The following is a 21,007-nucleotide window of genomic DNA, read 5'->3' as shown; positions in this document are numbered from 1 at the left end:
CCTTGCGCCGCAATTGCATTATTAACCAGAGGCTTTACATCGTTTATGTCCGGCTGGCCACGAATTTACTACAAATTACTTAATTTACCATTAAGCGTCCTGGTAAAAAGCAAGTCTATCCCAGCGGAACCCGCGCTGGAATTGGGGCTCGATACGTCACGCCCAATTATGTACGTTTTGCCTTATAACTCGAAGGCAGACCTACTGACGCTTCGCGCCCAGTGTCTGGCGCATGATTTACCTGACCCGCTTGAACCCCTCGAAGTCGACGGCACTCTGCTGCCGCGCTATGTGTTCATTCACGGCGGGCCGCGCGTGTTTACCTATTACACGCCAAAGGAAGAGTCCATCAAGCTTTTCCACGACTATCTCGACCTGCACCGCAGCAATCCGGGTCTGGATGTGCAGATGGTGCCGGTATCGGTGATGTTTGGTCGCCGCCCGGGCAGAGAGAAAGGTGAAGAGAACCCGCCGCTGCGCATGCTTAACGGTATTCAGAAATTCTTCGCGGTCTCCTGGCTGGGACGTGACAGCTTCGTGCGTTTCTCCCCGTCCGTTTCGCTGCGCCGTATGGCGGACGAGCACGGCACCGACAAGATTATCGCGCAAAAACTGGCGCGCGTGGCGCGTATGCACTTCGCCCGTCAGCGTCTGGCTGCCGTCGGCCCGCGTCTTCCTGCACGTCAGGACCTGTTCAACAAGCTGCTGGCCTCCAAAGCGATTGCCAGAGCCGTTGAAGACGAAGCGCGTAGCAAAAAGATTTCCCATGAGAAAGCACAGCAGAACGCTATTGCACTGATGGAGGAGATTGCCGCGAACTTCTCTTACGAGATGATTCGTCTTTCCGATCGTATTCTGGGCTTTACGTGGAACCGCCTCTATCAGGGCATCAACGTTCATAACGCCGAGCGCGTACGCCAGCTGGCCCATGATGGCCATGAGATTGTCTATGTCCCCTGCCACCGCAGCCACATGGACTATCTGCTCCTCTCCTATGTGCTCTATCACCAGGGTCTGGTACCGCCGCACATCGCTGCCGGCATTAACCTGAACTTCTGGCCAGCCGGCCCGATTTTCCGCCGCCTGGGGGCGTTCTTTATCCGTCGTACCTTTAAGGGCAACAAGCTCTACTCCACCGTATTCCGTGAATATCTTGGCGAGCTGTTCAGCCGCGGTTATTCCGTTGAATACTTCGTGGAAGGGGGTCGCTCCCGTACCGGTCGTCTGCTTGATCCTAAAACCGGCACGCTGTCGATGACCATTCAGGCGATGCTGCGCGGGGGAACCCGCCCGATCACCCTGGTACCTATCTACATTGGCTACGAACACGTGATGGAAGTAGGCACCTACGCCAAAGAGCTCCGCGGTGCGACCAAAGAGAAAGAGAGCCTGCCGCAGATGCTGCGCGGCCTGAGCAAGTTACGCAACCTTGGCCAGGGCTACGTCAACTTTGGCGAGCCGATGCCGCTGATGACCTACCTGAACAACCATGTTCCGGAGTGGCGCGAGTCTATCGATCCTATCGAAGCGATTCGCCCGGCCTGGCTGACGCCTACGGTCAACAGCATCGCCTCTGAACTGATGGTGCGTATTAACAACGCCGGTGCGGCAAACGCCATGAACCTGTGCTGTACGGCGCTTCTGGCCTCTCGTCAGCGTTCACTGACCCGTGAACAGCTTACGGAGCAGCTGGATTGCTATCTCGACATGATGCGCAACGTGCCGTACTCGGTGGATTCGACCGTACCGGTAAGCACGGCAAGCGAGCTTATCGAGCATGCCCTGCAGATGAACAAGTTTGAAGTCGAAAAGGACACCATCGGCGACATCATCATTCTCCCGCGCGAGCAGGCGGTGCTGATGACTTACTATCGCAACAACATCGCGCATATGCTGATGCTGCCCTCGCTCATGGCGGCCATCATCACCCAGCATCGTCGCATCTCGCGTCAGGAGCTGTTGCGTCATGTTGAAACGCTCTATCCAATGCTGAAAGCGGAGCTGTTCCTGCGCTGGGACAAGGACGAACTGGCGACTGAGCTGGATAAACTGACCGAAGAGCTGCGTCGTCAGGGGCTGATTACCGTCACGAACGACGAGCTGCATATCAATCCGTCACGGTCCCGTACCCTGCAACTGCTGGCGGCGGGCGCGCGTGAAACGCTGCAGCGCTACGCTATCACCTTCTGGTTGCTGAGCGCGAATCCGTCCATTAACCGCGGTACGCTCGAGAAAGAGAGCCGGACGCTGGCACAGCGCCTGTCTGTTCTGCACGGGATTAACGCCCCGGAATTCTTCGACAAAGCGGTCTTCAGCTCTCTGGTGCTGACGCTGCGTGATGAAGGGTTTATCAGTGATACGGGCGATGCCGAGCCGGAAGAGACGCTGAAGGTGTACCAGATGCTGGCCGAACTGATCACGTCTGATGTGCGTTTAACGATTGAAAGTGCGACGCAAGGCGAATGAAGCGTGCAGCGGTCTGATGACCTGCGATGAAAACAAAAACGGCAGCCTTCTGGCTGCCGTTTTTTTACGAAAAGTAGCTCATCGCCAGCCCTAAAAACAGCACCAGACCGACATAGTTGTTATTCATAAACGCCTTGAAGCAGGCTTCACGCTCACGTTTCGCAATCAGCTTCTGCTGGTAGACAAACAGCATTCCCGCCACCAGCACGGCCCAGTAAAACGCCCAGTTGAGCCCGTTCAGATAACCCATCGTCACCATCAACGCCAGCACCGCAACCTGCAGGATACCGATGATCAGCTTGTCATGACGTCCGAAGAGGATCGCCGTCGATTTAATGCCAATCTTCAGGTCATCGTCGCGGTCTACCATCGCGTATTGCGTGTCGTATGCCACGGCCCAGAGAATGTTCGCCAGGAACATCAGCCAGCAGCTTAACGGGACGGACTCACTCACCGCCGCAAACGCCATCGGGATCGACCAGCCAAACGCCGCGCCCAGCACCACCTGAGGCAGGTGGGTGTAGCGCTTCATGAACGGATAAACCCAGGCCAGAGCCAGGGCCGCAACTGAAAGCAGAATGGTCATGGTGTTCAGGGTCAACACCAGCAGGAAAGAGAGCAGCACCAGTACGATAAACAGCGTACGGGCCTCTTTCTCGGTCACTTGCCCGCTGGGCAACGGACGATGGGCCGTACGTTTTACGTGCCCGTCGAATTTACGATCCGCATAGTCATTGACCACGCAGCCCGCCGCACGCATCAGCCAGACGCCTGCAATGAACACCCCCAGGATCCACAGCGGCGGTACCCCTGGTGTTGCTACCCATAGCGCCCAAAGGGTCGGCCACAGCAGCAGCAGCGCGCCGATGGGTTTATCTGTACGCATCAAGCGGTGATAAGCCAACAGCTTATTCTGCGTCAGGCTCCACTCCATTTTTTCTTCCTCTTAGTACAACGGCGATGCCGGTAAAAAAAGCTCCGTCAGTATTAACGGTTTACCGCTCAGGCGAAGGCGGGAACGACGCCCCCACAGTTCGGCATCGCGACCAATCTCAATAAAATCCCGGGTAAGCTCGGACGACGTGAAAAGATAACGCCCCAGCGGCGTATTCCCCAGCCGTTGTAGCGCCAGTTCTGGCCCGGAAAGGGTGGACTCGGGAACGACCGTTCGTCCGGCAAGCCATGGCTCACCGTCTGCACAGAGTAATATTTCGCGCAGCCAGTAGCGTTCTTCCTGCGGCAACAGCGGCAGCTCAGAGGCGATGTCAGCGCAAGAGACAAACCCTTCCTGAACCAGGGTCACCGTAACGGTTTTGCCCTGCTGCTCGAAACGTTTAGTCATGGAATCTTCCAGCAGCAGCCAGTCCAGTTGCTCCGGGTCAAGCGCAGGTATTTGGTCGAAATAGCGCAGCGCACGCAGTTGCGTTAGCGCGGGGTGTGACATGCCAGACTCTCCGATACATAACGTAATGGCATTGTATCGCAGAAAAGCGGATTGAGGGGGGCCAAACGTTATTTAACGATCACGATCGCAACAAGAGCGCAACAGCCCGTGTGACACCAAAAAAAGTGCGCCCACTCAGGCGCACTAAACTACTAACAAATCAGCACTGTGGGGAAACGGTTACCCCTTGCCTTTTACACTGCTGATAAAGGTGGACCGGGCAGTGGTTGAACCTAAACGTTCGGCTTCATCAAGCAGTTTCAGCGCTTTGTCGACATCGCCGCGCTTCACCGCCTGCTTAATGGCGTTATTGAAGTATTCTTCGGTGTCGTTCAGTACCGGCTCGGCTTTCTTCGCCGGAGCTGGGGCTGCGGTTGCAGCCGGAGCAACGGGTGCGGCATACACAGGTGCAGCAGTGTTCCCCACCGTGACCGGGCCGGGGCCAGATGAGCCAAACAGTGGCCCCACCAGTACACTAGAGGCGTTGTTAGTCGACACTTTCAGTTTGATCAGGCCATCGGTCACGTGGCGGGCAATCGGGTCTGGGATATCCGGTACGGCATTACCGGTGCCTTTGGCATAAGCTTTCGCTGGGTCAACCAGGGTCGTGGTCTTCTGTAAGTCTTTATCAGTGGTAAACACCAGCACATAGATCTTTTGTTGCCCCAACGCTGGTGTCAGGCGCATTACGCCCTGCAAACGGTCAGCGCTCATGACACCCGGTTCCTGATAGGTAAAGTATTCGCTCGGGAAGAAGGCCGAAGGTGCCATGTTCTGATCGAGAATAAGCACATTCGGTGCATATACGCTGGTCTGCTGGTTCACTTCGCTGGAGAGCGTCAGGGTCAGCTCACCGATATTAGCGGGAACGCTATAAGCGGCTACCGGTCCGGTGATACCAGCTACATTTAGCTGTTGTCCACCGGTTGAAAGCTGGGTGGCCTGGGTTTTCGATTGATCAACCGGCGTCCACGTCAGTTGCTGCAATGCGGAAGCAGGAACGGTCGGTGCAGCCGTTGTATTCTGAGGAACGAAATTCACCTCTGCAAACGTCACCGCTGGCACACTGGCCAGCAGCCCCGCAGAGAGGCACAGCGCGACGAGACTTTTCTTCATTTTCATTATTGTTACCTCTGATAGCAGCGAGCACCGCGGTGGCCAGGCAATAGCGCGCAGCGCCCTAAGGATAGAGGGGCTTACGCCCCTCTTTTTAGGTCATTACGTCAGGTCTACCGTATTACCACCAGATTTCCATCTGGGCACCGAAGCTCCACTCATCGCTGTCACCGCGGCCAAGACCTGCAGTCTGCATACCGAAGTTGGAGTTGTAATCAGAACTGGTAGAGATCGGGCTACCTGCTTTGTCATAGCCCCATTTCTCATCCCACTTCGCGTAGGTTGCGAAGACACGGATAGCCGGACGAGACCAGATGCTGTCGCCTGCCTGCCACTGTTGCGCCAGGGTGATCTTGTACTGGTTGTTGGTTTCGTCAGTTTTTTGCGATTTGACGTTGTCGTAACCGACTTCCAGCAGAGTGCTCATGATAGGCGTCCATTTGAACATTGGACGAACACCGACAGTCCACCATTTGGTACCGTTGTTATTATCCCAGTCGATATCCTGATACATACCGACATACATCAAATCCCAGCGGTCGCCCAGAGAAATTGCGCCGTGGTCAAGGATGCGCAGCAGGCTACCGTTGTTGTTAATGCCGTAACCATACAGTTTGCCATCGGTATCATCTTTGCCAAGGCCGATTCCGCCACCCTGGGACAGACCTTTACCCTGAGAGGTCATGGAGTCAGTTGCATACTGTACAACGAACTTGTTATAGCCTTTCAACATGCTCTGGGTATGTTCTGCAGTGAACATCCAGCCATCTTTCGAAGCCTTCGGCTGCAAATAATAGTCGTCGTTTACGGTAGTGTGACCATAATCAACACCCAGTTCCAGCATGCCGCCCGGGTTAACTTCCATCTGAGCCAGACGTACGTCGAACACGTCGTTCGCGGTATCGGTGGTGTAATCACGGATATTGTTGCTTGCAAATGTAGAGGAGCCACCAGCTTCGGTGGAACGGGTTGCTGCCAGAGACAGTTTACCGAAGCCGAGGTCGATGTTTTCCAGACCAGCACCAGGACCTGAAATATCCCAGTAGTAGAAGTCGATCATGTGAACATCATGACGCTGATAGAAACGCTTACCGGCCCACATGTTGGCACCTGGCAACCATTCAATCAGGTTTTTACCCTGCACGTTCGCTTCACGGAAAGCCGGGTCGGTGGCTTCCCAGTCATTCTGCTGTGCCACAGAGTAGGCAACGTTAGTGTCGAAATAGAAGCTCTTATCACCTTCTTTCCACACTTCCTGACCCAGTTTCAATTCCGCATAGGTTTCACATTCGTTACCAAGACGGTATTTACTTTGAGCACCGGTTGCCTGAAAACACTGCTGTGCACCGCCGCTACCGGTCCAGCCGATACCCGAACGGGCATAACCTTTAAAGTCCACGGCACCCGCGTGTGCAGACAAAATGCCTGCCGTCACGGCGATTGCCAGAGGAAGTTTGCGCAGAGTAATCATCATTCTATCTCCTGAGATCATTGCTTTTCTTTGTAATTGGAATGCTTAAACGCCTGGCTCTTTGTGCAACCGACGACATGCGGTGCCATCCTCACGGAACAGATGGCAACGCTCTGGCGGCAAACCGATAGCGAATGTGGCACCCTCTTCTACCAACACCACGTCATTCTGGCGGTAGACCAGGTTCTGACGGATGGCGGGGATCTGGATATGAATCTGTGTTTCGTGACCAAGTTGTTCGACGACCTGAACGTCACCTTCCAGCGTCACATCGGCGATGTGGCTCGGCAGTAAATGCTCAGGACGAATACCGAGGGACATATTGGCCCCCACCTGTACGTTGGCGCTGTCGACCGGCAGCCACACTTGCTGACGGTTTGGCAGCTCCACCTGTACCTGTTCAATGGCTGTCGCGGTCACTTTGACGGGCAGGAAGTTCATCTTTGGCGAGCCAATAAAGCCCGCAACAAAGCGGTCTGCCGGGTAGTGATAAAGCTCCAGCGGTTTACCCACCTGCGCCACGCGACCGGCGTCCAGCACCACAATTTTGTCGGCCAGCGTCATCGCTTCGACCTGATCGTGGGTGACGTAAATCATCGTGCGGCCAAGACGTTTGTGCAGACGGGAGATTTCGATACGCATCTGGACGCGCAGGGCGGCATCCAGGTTAGAAAGCGGTTCATCGAGCAGGAACACACGCGGTTCGGCGACCAGCGTACGGCCAATTGCCACACGCTGACGCTGACCACCAGAAAGGGCTTTTGGTTTACGCTCAAGCAGGTGTGCCAGCTGTAACACTTCCGCCACCTGCGTGACGCGCTGGTTAATCACCTCTTTTTTCGCGCCCGCCAGCTTCAGACCGAAGGACATGTTCTCGGCTACGGAAAGGTGGGGATAGAGTGCATAAGACTGGAAAACCATGCCGACGCCACGTTCGGCAGGCGGAATGTCATTCATTCGGGTATCACCAATCAGCAAATCGCCGCTGGTGATGGTTTCAAGACCGGCAATCATACGCAGCAGAGTTGATTTACCGCAGCCAGATGGGCCGACAAATACCACGAATTCACCTTCGTGGATGTCCAGATTGATGTCTTTCGACACCACAACGTCACCCCAGGCTTTCGTTACATTACGCAGCTGTACGCTCGCCATGCCCTTCTCCCTTCGTTACAACCTGTCACCGACAGAAACATTCAAGATAAGTTCACTATGGGGTATCCATTACTTTCGTGAATCCTCCACCCCCCGGCTTTTTTATGGGGGAGGAGGCGGGAGGATGAGAGAGCAGGCTCTGCGACCGCCGCTGGAGGGCTGAGGCGAAATTCGTGAAGCCACCTGCAAAATTCACTGTGTTTTTATGTGCGCCAGCACTCATAACTTAAATTTATGTAACGGAGATCACACAAACGGGGGGTGGGGCGTAGGGGTTGGGAGGATGGAAAGAGGATGTCAAATAAGGAGACTGAGTCACGTTGAACCACCTCAGTGTATCCACGAGCACATCACCAAAAAAGGATGGCAGATATGAAGATCAAGACTGGCGCACGCGTTTTCGCATTGTCCGCCCTTGCAGCAATGATGATTTCCGCACCGGCTCTCGCCAAAATTGAAGAAGGTAAGCTGGTTATCTGGATTAACGGCGATAAAGGCTATAACGGCCTGGCCGAAGTGGGCAAGAAATTCGAGAAAGACACCGGTATCAAAGTTACCATTGAACACCCGGACAAACTGGAAGAGAAATTCCCGCAGGTTGCTGCAACGGGTGACGGTCCGGACATCATCTTCTGGGCACATGACCGTTTCGGTGGCTACGCCCAGTCGGGTCTGCTGGCTGAAGTGACGCCGGACAAAGCTTTCCAGGACAAACTGTACCCGTTCACCTGGGATGCCGTTCGCTATAACGGCAAGATCATCGCTTACCCAATCGCGGTAGAAGCGCTGTCTCTGATTTACAACAAAGATCTGGTACCCAACCCACCGAAAACCTGGGAAGAGATCCCGAAACTGGATAAAGAGCTGAAGGCGAAAGGTAAGAGCGCGCTGATGTTCAACCTGCAGGAACCGTACTTCACCTGGCCGCTGATTGCTGCCGACGGCGGTTACGCGTTCAAATTTGAAAACGGCAAATATGACGTGAAAGACGTGGGCGTGGACAACGCTGGCGCGAAAGCAGGCCTGACCTTCCTGGTTGACCTGATCAAAAACAAACACATGAACGCGGATACCGACTACTCCATCGCAGAAGCGGCGTTCAACAAAGGCGAAACCGCGATGACCATCAACGGTCCGTGGGCCTGGACCAACATCGACAAGAGCAAAATCAACTACGGCGTAACCCTGCTGCCAACCTTTAAAGGCAAGCCGTCTAAACCGTTTGTTGGCGTGCTGAGCGCAGGTATTAACGCTGCCAGCCCGAACAAAGAGCTGGCGAAAGAGTTCCTGGAAAACTACCTGCTGACCGATCAGGGTCTGGATGAAGTGAACAAGGACAAACCGCTGGGCGCGGTTGCGCTGAAATCCTTCCAGGATCAGCTGGCGAAAGACCCACGTATCGCGGCAACCATGGATAACGCCCAGAAAGGCGAAATCATGCCGAACATCCCACAAATGGCAGCGTTCTGGTACGCCACCCGTACCGCCGTCATCAACGCAGCAAGCGGTCGTCAGACGGTTGATGCTGCGCTGAAAGATGCTCAGGGTCGTATCACGAAGTAAGGCTTTTATCCCCTCTCTCCCCTGCGGAGAGAGGGAGAACAAAATGTGTTGTAGAGGAAGAACCCCATGGATGTCATTAAAAAGAAACACTGGTGGCAAAGCTCTGCCCTGAAGTGGTCTGTAATGGGTCTGCTGTGTCTGCTGGTGGGTTACCTTGTTGTTTTAATGTACGTACAAGGGGAATATCTGTTCGCCATCATGACGCTGATTTTAAGCTCTGCTGGCCTGTATATTTTCGCCAACCGTAAAGCCTATGCCTGGCGATATGTTTACCCGGGCGTGGCCGGGATGGGTCTGTTTGTCCTGTTCCCGCTGATTTGTACCATTGCTATCGCGTTCACCAACTACAGCAGCACCAACCAGCTTGCGCAGGAACGCGCCCAACAGGTGCTGATGGACCGCTCTTATCAGGCGGGCAAAACCTTTAACTTCGGCCTGTATCCTGCGGGCAGCGAGTGGAAGTTAGCACTCACTGACGAAGAAACCGGCAAAAATTATGTCTCCGACGCTTTCAAATTTGGCGGCGAGCAGAAGCTGGCCTTAAAAGAGGCTGCGGCCCTGCCGGAAGGCGAACGCGCTAACCTGCGCATCATTACGCAGAACCGTCAGGCACTGACGCAGCTTACCGCCCAACTGCCGGACGAAAGCAAAGTGACCATGAGTTCACTGCGCCAGTTCTCCGGAACACAACCGCTTTATACGCTGGCGGACGACGGCACGCTGACCAACAACCAGAGCGGCGTAAAGTACCGTCCAAACAACGACATTGGTTTCTACCAGTCCATTACGGCTGATGGCAAATGGGGTGATGACAAGCTCAGCCCGGGCTACACCGTGACGATAGGCTGGGACAACTTCACCCGCGTCTTCACCGATGAAGGGATCCAGAAACCGTTCTTCGCCATCTTTGTCTGGACCGTAGTGTTCTCCATACTGACGGTGATCCTGACCGTTGCCGTGGGCATGGTGCTGGCGTGTCTGGTGCAGTGGGAATCTCTGAAAGGGAAAGCCATTTACCGCGTGCTGCTTATTCTGCCGTATGCCGTCCCGTCGTTTATCTCGATTCTGATTTTCAAAGGGCTGTTTAACCAGAGCTTCGGTGAAATCAACATGATGCTGAGCGCGCTGTTCGGCATCAAACCGGCCTGGTTCAGCGACCCAATCACCGCCCGCTCGATGATTATCATCGTGAACACCTGGCTCGGTTATCCGTACATGATGATCCTGTGCATGGGCCTGCTGAAGGCGATTCCGGACGATTTGTACGAAGCCTCGGCAATGGATGGCGCGGGTCCGTTCCAGAATTTCTTTAAGATTACGCTGCCGCTGCTCATTAAGCCGCTGACGCCGCTGATGATTGCCAGCTTTGCCTTCAACTTTAACAACTTCGTGCTGATTCAGCTGTTGACCAACGGTGGGCCTGACCGTCTTGGCACCACCACGCCGGCAGGCTATACCGACCTGCTCGTCAGCTACACCTACCGTATCGCCTTCGAAGGCGGCGGCGGTCAGGACTTCGGTCTGGCGGCAGCGATTGCCACCCTGATCTTCCTGCTGGTTGGCGCTCTGGCGATTGTGAACCTGAAAGCAACACGCATGAAATTCGACTAAGGAGGGCACAGAATATGTCTATGGTCCAACCCAAATCTCAGAAACTGCGCCTCTTCGCGACGCATTTAGGGCTGCTGATTTTTATCGCGGCAATCATGTTCCCGCTGCTGATGGTCATCGCCATTTCCCTGCGTGCCGGTAACTTCGCGACCGGGAGCCTGATCCCGGATGAAATCTCCTGGGAGCACTGGAAGTTAGCGCTGGGCTTCAGCGTTGAACACGCGGATGGCCGCATCACGCCACCGCCGTTCCCGGTGCTGTTATGGCTGTGGAACTCGGTGAAAATTGCCGGGATTACCGCGATTGGTATTGTCGCACTCTCCACGACCTGTGCTTACGCCTTTGCCCGTATGCGTTTCCCGGGTAAAGCCACGCTGCTGAAAGGGATGCTGATTTTCCAGATGTTCCCGGCGGTACTGTCACTGGTGGCGTTGTATGCCTTGTTTGACCGACTGGGCCAGTATGTGCCGTTTATCGGCCTGAACACCCACGGTGGCGTCATCTTCGCCTATCTTGGCGGTATCGCGCTGCATGTGTGGACCATCAAAGGGTATTTCGAAACCATCGACGGCTCGCTGGAAGAAGCGGCGGCGCTGGATGGCGCGACCCCGTGGCAGGCATTCCGTCTGGTGCTTCTGCCGCTGTCGGTGCCGATCCTGGCGGTGGTCTTTATCCTGTCGTTTATCGCAGCCATCACCGAAGTGCCGGTCGCTTCCCTGTTACTGCGTGATGTCAACAGCTATACGCTGGCCGTCGGTATGCAGCAATACCTCAATCCGCAGAACTATTTGTGGGGCGACTTTGCTGCGGCGGCTGTACTCTCCGCCATCCCTATCACCGTCGTGTTCCTGCTGGCGCAGCGCTGGCTGGTGAATGGCCTGACGGCGGGCGGTGTGAAAGGTTAAGTTTCATTTGTTATGCCACTGCAACCCTCAACTTTAGACGTATTGTATTGACCCAACTTGTGACTGTTGTTAGGCGGCCTCCGGGCCGCCATTTTTTTATTCCCGTTTCAGCCGTTTCGAATTGCACAGCCAGAGCGTGATCACCAGCAGCAGGATCGCCGCCGAATAGATCAGTACGTCGAGCGGGGAGGTATGATCCACGATGATCAGCCGCACAATCGCGGTGATCCCGATGTAAACAAAATAGCGTAGCGGGAAGTGAAAGCCCGACTGGAAATACTTCACAATCAGCGCGATAAATTCAAAGTAGAGAAAGTAGACCACCAGGCCTTCCACCAGCTCATATTTGCTGGTTTGTTCAGGGGCGAACAGCACATCCGCCAGATGCACCGTCTCTTTGCCTAAAAAGACGACCAGTATCAGGCCAAGGCTCAGCAGACCGAGGTTCAGCACGGTCTGGAGGATTGTTGAGATAAACTCAACACGCGGGCGAGTCAGGGATGTCATAGAGCACCTCATTCTCCAGGGCGAGGTTCCTGTATAACGCAAAAATGTGACGGTGATCTATATTTTTTGTTTATATTATGTTCAGCGCTGTGGCATGTTGCACTGTGACACGCTTATTTCGACGAAGGGATGATGAAATTAACCATTCAACGCGCCACCGTGGATGATGCAAAACAGCTGAGTGAAATGGGGTATGCCAGCTACCGGCATCACTTTGGGCATCTATGGGAAAGCCAGACAGAGCTTGCCGCCTTTCTTGAGCAGGAATACGCGCCGGAGGTGATAGCAGACAGCCTGCTGCAGCCGGGCACTTACTGGCTCATTGCCAGCACACAGACACCAGTCGGTTTCGCAAAATTCTCAACCCAGCAGACCATCGAGCCCGAGGGGCTGTCGGGTACGCTCCTGCATAAACTCTATTTATTGCCGGATGCCACGGGACACCGCTACGGCGAGCAACTCCTTGCGGAAGTGATTCGCCAGGCAAAAGCCTGTTCGGAAAATCTGCTGTGGCTGGAAGTCCTCGAAAAGAACCCTCGCGCACGCCGGTTTTACGAAGCGCAGGGGCTGAAACATGTCAAAGACACCCTCTTCGTCACTGCGGCGCAAACCAGCACCCTCCATATTATGTCGATGCCAGTCTAAGGAGATGTATGCCAGAGCAACGCCAGGCGGCTATTCGTCATGTTGTCTGCGGCGAAAACGTCGTCATTTACGAACCCGCGAATCTTTATGAGTGTTCGCTGGGCGATAACGTCTTTATCGGCCCGTTTGTTGAAATCCAGGCTAACTCGCACATCGGTGCTGACAGCAAAATTCAGTCCCATACCTTCATCTGCGAGTACGTCACCGTCGGTGAGCGCTGTTTCATTGGCCATGGGGTGATGTTCGCCAACGATATGTTCCGCGACGGTAAACCCAATGCCGACCGGCGCAGCTGGGGACACATTCGCGTGGGCAACGACGTTTCAATCGGCAGCGGGGCCACCATTCTGGCTGTCTCAATTTGTGATGGGGCGGTGATTGGGGCGGGAAGCGTGGTGACAAAGTCCATCACCGAGAAAGGGGTTTACGCCGGGAACCCGGCGAGACTGTTGCGGCGTTTGTAAGGTGCCCGGCAGGCGTAACGCTACCGGGCACTCACGCATCATCTGAAGTTGATGTTCTTATCGCTGGTCATGTCGTACAGCTGGAATTTACGTCCCAGCTGCTGACCACCGTCACGCGTCAGCGGCGTCCAGCCAATTGCCGCACGGCTGCGGGTTGGGCCTGACGAGAACAGATCCAGCGGAATGGAGACGTACACGCCTTTGGTGAAGTCCCCTTCCCCGTACTCGTCCGGCGAGACGTTAGTGATCGTGGCATAGCCACCGACCACCACACCGCTGTCGAAGTGTTTAGAGATATCCAGCGTGCCGCCTTTATCCCCCGCCAGATACTGACCAACGCTGGCTTTCACCAGTACATCCGGGGCAAACGAAGGCGTCCAGTAGGCCGTCAGGTGGCCGGTTTTAACGCTGTAGTCGGTGAACTTCATCATGTCCTGCGCGCTGCGCCAGTCACGCTGTTTCACGTAGTTGGCATCAAGACCAAACGCCCAGTTGCTGTCTACCGGACGGTAGAGCACTTCAGCCCCCGCGCCGCCAAACATCGTTTCCAGATAACCGCCGTAAACCTGGCCGTAGAAACCGTTACCAAAGTACTGGAAGTAGTTGGCCTGCAGGTTGTTTACGTAAGCGTCGTTCTGCACATATTCACGTACGCGAGTACGCACGCGCGGCAGCTTCGAGTCGTTCGGCGGGTTGGTATAGTTGAACTTGTCGTAGTTGTTGGCAAGGTTACCGAACAGGCTGCCGGTGGTCAGCAGGTGGTCGGTGACCCACAGATCCGCCGTCGCCATGACGCCCAGCTGATACATGTAGAAGTTTTCTGGCCCACCAACAGACTGGTTCAGCACCGGATCGATATGGAAATCAAAGCGCGACTTATCGATATACCAGCCCTGCTCGGTGGTGTCTGGCACCACTGGCTCAACGCGTTTTTGCACCAGCTCGGTTTCATGCCCAAGCGGTTCGCCTTCCAGATGGCGCTTAAGGCTGGCGACATCCGTTTCCGTCGTGACCTGCGGCATGTTCAGACGGTTTTCGGTCACGCGGATCGTGCTGATACCGTCCGGCAGATCGTTCATGATGATCCGGTTGGCGCGTTCGATCCCTTCCCGCGAGTCGCGGTATTTCACCTGCTCGCCGGTCACGTACAGCGTATCGCCTTTCACCTGAATCTTCGGATCCGCCAGTCCGGCGTTGTATTTCAGCAGGGTCAGCTGGTTCGCCACGACGGAGTGCTGCAGAATGGCATCCTGCGGCTCCGGCTGGTAGGCAGGGCGCGCGTTGTCGTTGTAGTGTGGCCGCATATCGTTAAAGTTGGTACGCAGCGTCACGCCAAACATCACGGTATTGCCACGCTCATAGCTGAGGTTAACGTCAGCCCAGTCAGCCACACGGTAAATGGCACCGACGTTAAATTTGCTCTTCTGCTCAATCTTGCCGGCGAAATCCTGTGAATAATCATTCCCTTCGTATTCCAGCTTCAGGCGCAGCGGCTGCCAGGGCGTCTGGTACTCTACGCCGCCAAACAGCGAGGCCGGGCCGTGGAACATCTGGTCGCCGTTGATGGAGCCCGCTTTCTGATAGCTGTTATCGCGATAGCAATATTTGTCGCTGTAGGAGCAGAACGGGTTTTTCACGTTGCCGCTGGTGCCCAGATACCCCCAGCCGAGACCGAGTGAGAAATCAAACGGTCCCCAGGCTTTGCTGGCCACCACGTATTCCGCATCAAACAGACCGGTACCGCCGATATCCCGTGCGCCAACAGAGACCTGCGGCATCCAGTAACTCTCTTCCCACAGACGCAGCTTCACGTCGAACGCTTTATCTTTGTAGGTCTGATCGCCGGAGAAGGACTCGACGCTGCTGTACCGTTTGGTGCGCACATCAGTGTAGCGCAGCGTGGTTTCGAGCCACGGAAACAGCTGCACAGCGGCGGAGTAGTAGCGATACTGATCGTTATCACGGTAGTTGAGGCTGATTTCCCCTTCCCGCGCCATGCGCGCGGTAGGCGTTTGCAGTAAACCGACGCCGCCGAAGTCTGACTGAGACGGGCCAATGGGTGCCGGATACGTTTCTGCATGGCAGGCGGCACTCACGCACAACGCCAGCATGCTATAGAGATAGGTTCTTTTCATTATTCCGGTATCCGCTGTTTCAGGGAGTGAAGGATATCGGCGTTCAGTCCGTCATATGCCTTCGTCCAGAAATGGTCGGCAAAACCGACAAAAATGACGCTGCCTGGCATCGGTTCGATATGGCGTTTATTCCAGTAGGCTACCGGTGCTTTTTGCGTTTGGCCGTCCGGGTACACCACCCATGCGTAGCTCTTATCCGCACCGCTCAACAAATTTTGTTCATCGAGATAGCTCGCCACATCGCGACCCGGCATAAACGGCTTGTCACCCGGACTGCTGACAAGCCCGAACACGGTAATGGTAGAAGGCTGAACAGGTAGCCAGAGCGTGTACTCACCTTCCAGTGACGGGTTAGCCGTTTCCGCGACGCGAACGTGGTCCGGATCGAGATTGACCGGCAATCGTCCGGTGACCTTTAGCGCCTTAAGCTGCTGGCAAAGGCTGTTAATGGCCGCCGCGTCGTCACCCTCTTCCTGCTCCGCCAGCCCTGTTAGCCTGGCGAGCAGCGCGTTATGTTGTTGCTCCGCCACCACCGTCGCCTGTCGTTCACTGATGACCGCACCCGGCCACCAGCTGTTCGCCAGCCTTGGCTGGCCGACGAGATCGATTAAGTGTCCGGCGTTGGTCAATGTTTTAGGCTTCGTATTGTCCTGCGTATAGACTTTCACCGTCCCGGCAGACCATGCGAGCGGCGTAGCAAAGCTTGCGATCAGCGCAACGCGAATAAGTGTTTTCATGATTTCGCGGCCTTGATCAGCGTGGTTTTGACCGGGAAGAATCCGGCACCAAGATACTGTAACGACTGGCGTATCTGGCCGTCATCGTCCACCCAGAAGCGGTTATGCCAGGTTGCCTGATCGGTAGTGACCTCTTCATCCAGCACGCGAACCCGGGTTTCGTCGCTGCCCACATTGACGCTGTCCGTGCCATCCCAGCGGAAGGTGGAGCGGGCGGTGGCATAGCGAACCTGCTTGTGTTCGGTCCAGCCCATCGTGCGGGTCCAGCTTGCCCCGTCGGTTATCTGGTTCGGCTTGTTCAGCGGATCGGCGGCGAGATTGTTGACTTCAAGTAGGTTGTCGCCCCCGAGCAGGGTTTTCACGATACGGCTATGCTGCGTTACGATGGTGGCCTGATCCTGCGTCACCCATTTCTGCTGCCCGTTTTCATCGAAAGCGAGCACCACAAACAGCTGCGGGCCATCGTTGAGCTGCATGTACTGACTGGCATAGGGCATGTTCTGAAGTTCGTCATCGGTCAGATGCACGCCCGGCGTACCGAACATGCTTTCCCACAGTGAATGGCCCAGCCCTTTGGTGGTGGCCGAGCACGCCTGCAAAAGCAGACAAATCAGGATGATCCCAGGTCGCTTCACGACTCTTCTCCGCATTATTGCCGGGTGATGCTGCGCTTACCCGGTCTACAGGTCCCGAAGGCTACTGAAAAGCCAGAATAACCACACCGAAGTGTGGTTATGATTAAAACACCCGTTATTACTGGGTGCTGGTGGTCGTGGTGGTCGTGGTTCCGGTATTGGAGCCATCACCGCCACCGGTTGCCGCCAGGGCGACACCCACGGCTGAACTTACGGTGCTGGCGCTGGACGCGGTAGAAATCCCCGCAGACGCAGACGTCGCAGCCGAACCTGCCGCTTCTCCGACCTGAACCGGAGCCGCATTAACAGATGTCGCCGCAAGCGCAGATATGGCGAAAATGCCATACAGTACTTTCTTCATAAGAATTTCCCTTCATTTAATGAATGGAGATTTGCCCAAAAAGAATTTCAGGCGGATTCGAGTATACACAACTAAAGGTGAGGGTTTGCCGTAGGGGTAAATAGAAGAAGGGTTTTCGGACAATTGGATAAAATGGAAACAAAAGGACGATTAGATAATAATATAACTTATATAAATCAATGAAATAGAATTAGAACTCGTGATGGTAATTATCCGTATTTTCCTAAAATAAACCGCAGCAATTAACAGGTTAACGACTATTTTCAGATTAAACTCACTGCCGGAATTTGAGTTTAATAACAGACATCAGGAATTATCCGATAAAAAAATGCCGGCATTTCGCCGGCACTTTTTCATGACACTTTAATTACGCGCGCCATGCTTTATAACGGTTGATCAGACCATTTGTGGAGCTGTCGTGGCTGTTAATCGCGTTATCGTCACCCAGTTCAGGCAGGATACGGTTTGCCAGCTGTTTACCCAGCTCAACGCCCCACTGGTCAAAGGTGAAGATGTTCAGGATAGCGCCCTGAGTGAAGATCTTATGCTCGTACAGGGCAATCAGCGCACCCAGGCTGAACGGCGTAATTTCGCGCAGCAGGATGGAGTTGGTTGGACGGTTGCCTTCGAACACTTTGAACGGCACAACGTGGTCCAGCGTGGCCGGATCTTTACCCTGGTCGCGGTATTCCTGCTCAACCACGTCACGAGACTTACCGAACGCCAGCGCTTCAGTCTGTGCGAAGAAGTTAGACAGCAGCTTCGGATGGTGGTCTGACAGCGGGTTATGGGTAATGGCCGGGGCGATGAAATCGCACGGAACCATTTTGGTGCCCTGGTGGATCAGCTGATAGAACGCATGCTGGCCGTTAGTGCCTGGCTCGCCCCAGATGATCGGGCCAGTCTGGTAATCCACTGCGTTACCGTTACGGTCAACGTATTTACCGTTGGATTCCATGTTGCCCTGCTGGAAGTAGGCCGCAAAACGGTGCATGTACTGGTCGTATGGCAGAATCGCTTCGGTTTCAGCCCCGAAGAAGTTGTTGTACCAGATACCAATCAGCGCCAGCAGCACAGGCAGGTTTTTCTCAGGTGCGGTGGTGGAGAAGTGTTTATCCATCGCATGCGCGCCGGAGAGCAGCTCAACAAAGTTGTCGAAGCCGACGGAGAGGATGATCGACAGGCCGATAGCGGACCACAGAGAGTAACGACCGCCCACCCAGTCCCAGAACTCGAACATGTTCGCGGTGTCGATACCGAACTCGCTAACGGCTTTCCCGTTGGTCGACAGCGCGGCGAAGTGTTTCGCCACGTGCTTGTTGTCGCCTGCGGTTTTCAGGAACCAGTCGCGCGCGCTGTGGGCGTTGGTCATGGTTTCCTGAGTGGTGAAGGTTTTAGACGCGACCAGGAACAGGGTCGTTTCCGGATTCACGTTCTTCAGCACCTCGGCGATGTGGGTACCATCGACGTTAGAAACAAAGTGCATGTTGAGGTGGTTTTTGTATGGGCGCAGCGCTTCGGTGACCATGAATGGGCCGAGGTCAGACCCGCCGATACCGATGTTAACGACATCCGTAATCGGTTTGCCGGTGTAGCCTTTCCAGCTTCCGGAGATGATCGCTTCAGAGAAAGCTTTCATCTTTTCCAGCACCGCGTTCACTTCCGGCATCACATCTTTGCCGTCAACGATAATCGGAGTATTGCTACGGTTACGCAGCGCCACGTGCAGCACGGCACGGTCTTCGGTGCGGTTGATCTTCTCACCGGAGAACATGGATTTGATGGCGTCGGCCAGCTCAGTCTCTTTCGCCAGATCCTGCAGCTTCGCCAGCGTTTCTTCGGTAATGCGGTTTTTGGAGAAATCCACCAGCATCAGGTCATCGAAGGTCGCGGAGAACTTATTGAAACGATCGGCATCTTTCGCGAACAGGTCCGCGATGGTGACGTCTTTCATTTCATCATAATGTTTCTGTAGTGCCTGCCAGGCAGCGGTCTGCGTTGGGTTGATGTTTTTCATTAGCAATACTCTTCTGATTTGAGAATTGTGACTGCGGTCGATTGTAGCGCCTGCAAATAAAAATTGTGATGGTTTTTATGCCATTGCCCTGGCCTGCATCAAACACAGGTGAAAAGACCCGAAAAGTATAGCTGCTGAAACGCCCTTCAGGGGCGGCGAAATGTCGGTCAAAAGGCGGTAAAAAGGAGCATAAAATATGGCCCTGTTATAAGTCCTGTTACTGAGGGGTACCCCCCCATAAAAAATCCGCATAATCCCAGCATTGACAGGACCTCCCCCACATTTTATTTATAGGGCCGTATTTTGCGCCTGCACCTGTTCTCGTTTCATTCTTGTGCCAAGGTCGCTTTATTCATTCCCTGACACGAGGTTGTTATGACGAGTTTTGTGGTCGCCAAATTTGGCGGCACCAGTGTGGCCGATTACGATGCCATGAACCGCAGCGCCGATGTGGTGCTGGCCGATCCGAATACCCGCCTGGTGGTGCTTTCCGCCTCTGCTGGCGTGACGAACCTGCTGGTTTCTCTGTCTGAAGGACTGGAAGCAACCGAACGTTTCGTTAAGCTGGACGCACTGCGCAAAATTCAGTTCAACATCCTTGAACGTCTGCAGAATCCGAACGTGATCCGTGAGGAAGTGGAACGCCTGCTGGAAAATATCACTACCCTGGCTGAAGCCGCCTCTCTGGCGACCTCCACCGCGCTGACCGATGAACTGGTCAGCCACGGCGAGCTGATGTCCACGCTGCTGTTCGTGGAGATCCTCCGCGAGCGTAACGTCCATGCTCAATGGTTTGACGTGCGTAAAGTCATGCGCACCAGCGATCGCTTTGGCCGTGCCGAGCCGGATGTTGAAATGCTGGCCGAACTGACCCAGCAGCAGCTGGCTCCGCGCCTGGCAGAAGGGATGGTGATCACTCAGGGCTTTATCGGTAGCGAAGCCAAAGGCCGTACAACAACGCTTGGCCGCGGCGGCAGTGACTATACGGCAGCCCTGCTCGGCGAAGCGCTGCATGCCACCCGTGTGGATATCTGGACTGACGTGCCGGGTATTTACACCACCGACCCGCGCGTGGTCTCTGCGGCGAAACGCATTGATGTGATCGCGTTTGAAGAGGCGGCAGAAATGGCCACCTTCGGCGCGAAAGTATTGCACCCGGCGACGCTGTTGCCGGCCGTGCGCAGCGATATCCCGGTCTTCGTTGGCTCCAGTAAGGATCCCAAAGCAGGCGGTACGCTGGTGTGCAAGAAAACCGAAAACCCGCCATTGTTCCGAGCGCTGGCCCTGCGCCGCCGCCAGACGCTGGTGACGCTGCACAGCCACAATATGCTGCATTCTCGCGGTTTCCTGGCGGAAGTGTTTGGCATCCTCGCGCGCCATAATATCTCCGTGGATTTGATCACCACATCCGAAGTGAGCATCGCGCTGACGCTGGACACTACTGGCTCCACGTCAACCGGCGACACCCTGCTGACGCAGTCGTTGCTGATCGAACTCTCTGAGTTGTGCCGCGTGGAAGTGGAAGAAGATCTGGCGCTGGTTGCCATCATCGGCAACAAGCTGTCGCGTGCCTGCGGCGTGGGCAAAGAGGTCTTCGGCGTACTCGACCCGTTCAGCATTCGTATGATTTGCTACGGCGCCTCCAGCTACAACCTCTGCTTCCTGGTGCCAGCCGATCAGGCCGAGCAGGTCGTGCAAAAACTTCATCAGAATTTGTTTGAATAAAATTCGTTAGCACGATAAACAATACCTATAAGCCGGGCACAGACCCGGCT

At 55.0% G+C, this 21,007-nt stretch carries 18 protein-coding genes; 7 read left to right on the top strand and 11 right to left on the bottom strand.

The annotated features are described in order from the left end of the window. Window positions 1-45: 45 nt before the first annotated feature. Window positions 46-2,466, top strand: coding sequence for a glycerol-3-phosphate 1-O-acyltransferase PlsB (gene plsB / locus AM379_RS09395; protein WP_020882845.1), 2,421 nt, complete (start codon window positions 46-48; stop codon window positions 2,464-2,466). Window positions 2,467-2,530: 64 nt separating this feature from the next. Here plsB and ubiA read toward each other — a convergent pair whose 3' ends face one another. From ubiA to malK, 5 genes are all read right to left on the bottom strand, one after another. After that, the gene (gene ubiA, locus AM379_RS09390; RefSeq protein ID WP_025206398.1) at window positions 2,531-3,400 is read right to left on the bottom strand and encodes a 4-hydroxybenzoate octaprenyltransferase; all 870 of its coding nucleotides are present in this window, start codon (window positions 3,398-3,400) and stop codon (window positions 2,531-2,533) included. A 12-nt stretch (window positions 3,401-3,412) separates the two neighbouring features. After that, window positions 3,413-3,910 (bottom strand): chorismate lyase, encoded by a 498-nt coding sequence (ubiC, locus tag AM379_RS09385; protein ID WP_032679383.1) that lies wholly within the window; start codon window positions 3,908-3,910, stop codon window positions 3,413-3,415. Between the two features lie 180 nt (window positions 3,911-4,090). Then, window positions 4,091-5,032: a maltose operon protein MalM gene (malM, locus tag AM379_RS09380; RefSeq protein WP_032679382.1), complete on the bottom strand. Its 942-nt coding sequence runs from the start codon at window positions 5,030-5,032 to the stop codon at window positions 4,091-4,093. Window positions 5,033-5,147: 115 nt separating this feature from the next. Further along, window positions 5,148-6,500, bottom strand: coding sequence for a maltoporin (locus tag AM379_RS09375; RefSeq protein ID WP_032679381.1), 1,353 nt, complete (start codon window positions 6,498-6,500; stop codon window positions 5,148-5,150). A gap of 42 nt (window positions 6,501-6,542) precedes the next feature. Beyond that, the gene (malK, locus tag AM379_RS09370; protein ID WP_014168196.1) at window positions 6,543-7,652 is read right to left on the bottom strand and encodes a maltose/maltodextrin ABC transporter ATP-binding protein MalK; all 1,110 of its coding nucleotides are present in this window, start codon (window positions 7,650-7,652) and stop codon (window positions 6,543-6,545) included. A gap of 372 nt (window positions 7,653-8,024) precedes the next feature. On the opposite strand from malK, the gene malE reads away from it, so the two are divergent. The 3 genes from malE (at window position 8,025) to malG (ending at window position 11,731) form a co-directional block, all read left to right on the top strand. After that, window positions 8,025-9,215, top strand: a complete 1,191-nt coding sequence (gene malE, locus AM379_RS09365; RefSeq protein ID WP_020882849.1) for a maltose/maltodextrin ABC transporter substrate-binding protein MalE — start codon at window positions 8,025-8,027, stop codon at window positions 9,213-9,215. 66 nt (window positions 9,216-9,281) lie between these two features. Beyond that, window positions 9,282-10,826 carry a maltose ABC transporter permease MalF gene (gene malF, locus AM379_RS09360; protein ID WP_020882850.1) on the top strand — a complete coding sequence of 515 codons (1,545 nt, stop codon included), beginning with the start codon at window positions 9,282-9,284 and terminating at the stop codon, window positions 10,824-10,826. A gap of 14 nt (window positions 10,827-10,840) precedes the next feature. Then, window positions 10,841-11,731, top strand: a complete 891-nt coding sequence (gene malG / locus AM379_RS09355) for a maltose ABC transporter permease MalG (protein ID WP_106503633.1) — start codon at window positions 10,841-10,843, stop codon at window positions 11,729-11,731. A gap of 96 nt (window positions 11,732-11,827) precedes the next feature. Here malG and psiE read toward each other — a convergent pair whose 3' ends face one another. Then, the gene (gene psiE / locus AM379_RS09350) at window positions 11,828-12,238 is read right to left on the bottom strand and encodes a phosphate-starvation-inducible protein PsiE (protein ID WP_020882851.1); all 411 of its coding nucleotides are present in this window, start codon (window positions 12,236-12,238) and stop codon (window positions 11,828-11,830) included. A 129-nt stretch (window positions 12,239-12,367) separates the two neighbouring features. On the opposite strand from psiE, the gene AM379_RS09345 reads away from it, so the two are divergent. Together AM379_RS09345 and AM379_RS09340 are read left to right on the top strand one after the other, a co-directional pair. Further along, complete coding sequence (locus AM379_RS09345) at window positions 12,368-12,883, top strand: GNAT family N-acetyltransferase (protein ID WP_106503632.1); 516 nt, start codon at window positions 12,368-12,370, stop codon at window positions 12,881-12,883. A gap of 8 nt (window positions 12,884-12,891) precedes the next feature. Further along, window positions 12,892-13,347 (top strand): acyltransferase, encoded by a 456-nt coding sequence (locus tag AM379_RS09340; RefSeq protein ID WP_020882853.1) that lies wholly within the window; start codon window positions 12,892-12,894, stop codon window positions 13,345-13,347. Window positions 13,348-13,385: 38 nt separating this feature from the next. Here the strand turns inward: AM379_RS09340 and AM379_RS09335 are convergent, their stop codons facing one another. From AM379_RS09335 to pgi, 5 genes are all read right to left on the bottom strand, one after another. Continuing rightward, entirely contained in the window at window positions 13,386-15,482 is a 2,097-nt protein-coding gene (locus AM379_RS09335; RefSeq protein WP_014168189.1) for a YjbH domain-containing protein, read from the bottom strand. Continuing rightward, window positions 15,482-16,219, bottom strand: a complete 738-nt coding sequence (locus tag AM379_RS09330) for a capsule biosynthesis GfcC family protein (RefSeq protein WP_106503631.1) — start codon at window positions 16,217-16,219, stop codon at window positions 15,482-15,484. Before AM379_RS09330 ends, AM379_RS09335 begins: the two co-directional genes overlap by 1 nt. Further along, window positions 16,216-16,854, bottom strand: a complete 639-nt coding sequence (locus AM379_RS09325) for a YjbF family lipoprotein (RefSeq protein ID WP_025206403.1) — start codon at window positions 16,852-16,854, stop codon at window positions 16,216-16,218. The genes AM379_RS09330 and AM379_RS09325 overlap by 4 nt, the downstream gene beginning before the upstream one ends. 118 nt (window positions 16,855-16,972) lie before the next feature. Next, the gene (yjbE, locus tag AM379_RS09320) at window positions 16,973-17,215 is read right to left on the bottom strand and encodes an exopolysaccharide production protein YjbE (protein ID WP_014168186.1); all 243 of its coding nucleotides are present in this window, start codon (window positions 17,213-17,215) and stop codon (window positions 16,973-16,975) included. A 367-nt stretch (window positions 17,216-17,582) separates the two neighbouring features. Further along, window positions 17,583-19,232 carry a glucose-6-phosphate isomerase gene (pgi, locus tag AM379_RS09315; RefSeq protein ID WP_020882856.1) on the bottom strand — a complete coding sequence of 550 codons (1,650 nt, stop codon included), beginning with the start codon at window positions 19,230-19,232 and terminating at the stop codon, window positions 17,583-17,585. Between the two features lie 375 nt (window positions 19,233-19,607). On the opposite strand from pgi, the gene lysC reads away from it, so the two are divergent. Continuing rightward, entirely contained in the window at window positions 19,608-20,957 is a 1,350-nt protein-coding gene (gene lysC / locus AM379_RS09310; RefSeq protein WP_014168184.1) for a lysine-sensitive aspartokinase 3, read from the top strand. The last annotated feature ends 50 nt before the right edge of the window (window positions 20,958-21,007 follow it).

Source organism: Enterobacter cloacae complex sp. FDA-CDC-AR_0132 (assembly GCF_003010695.1).
Lineage (GTDB): Bacteria > Pseudomonadota > Gammaproteobacteria > Enterobacterales > Enterobacteriaceae > Enterobacter > Enterobacter ludwigii.
This window is presented reverse-complemented; position numbering and strand designations above follow the sequence as displayed.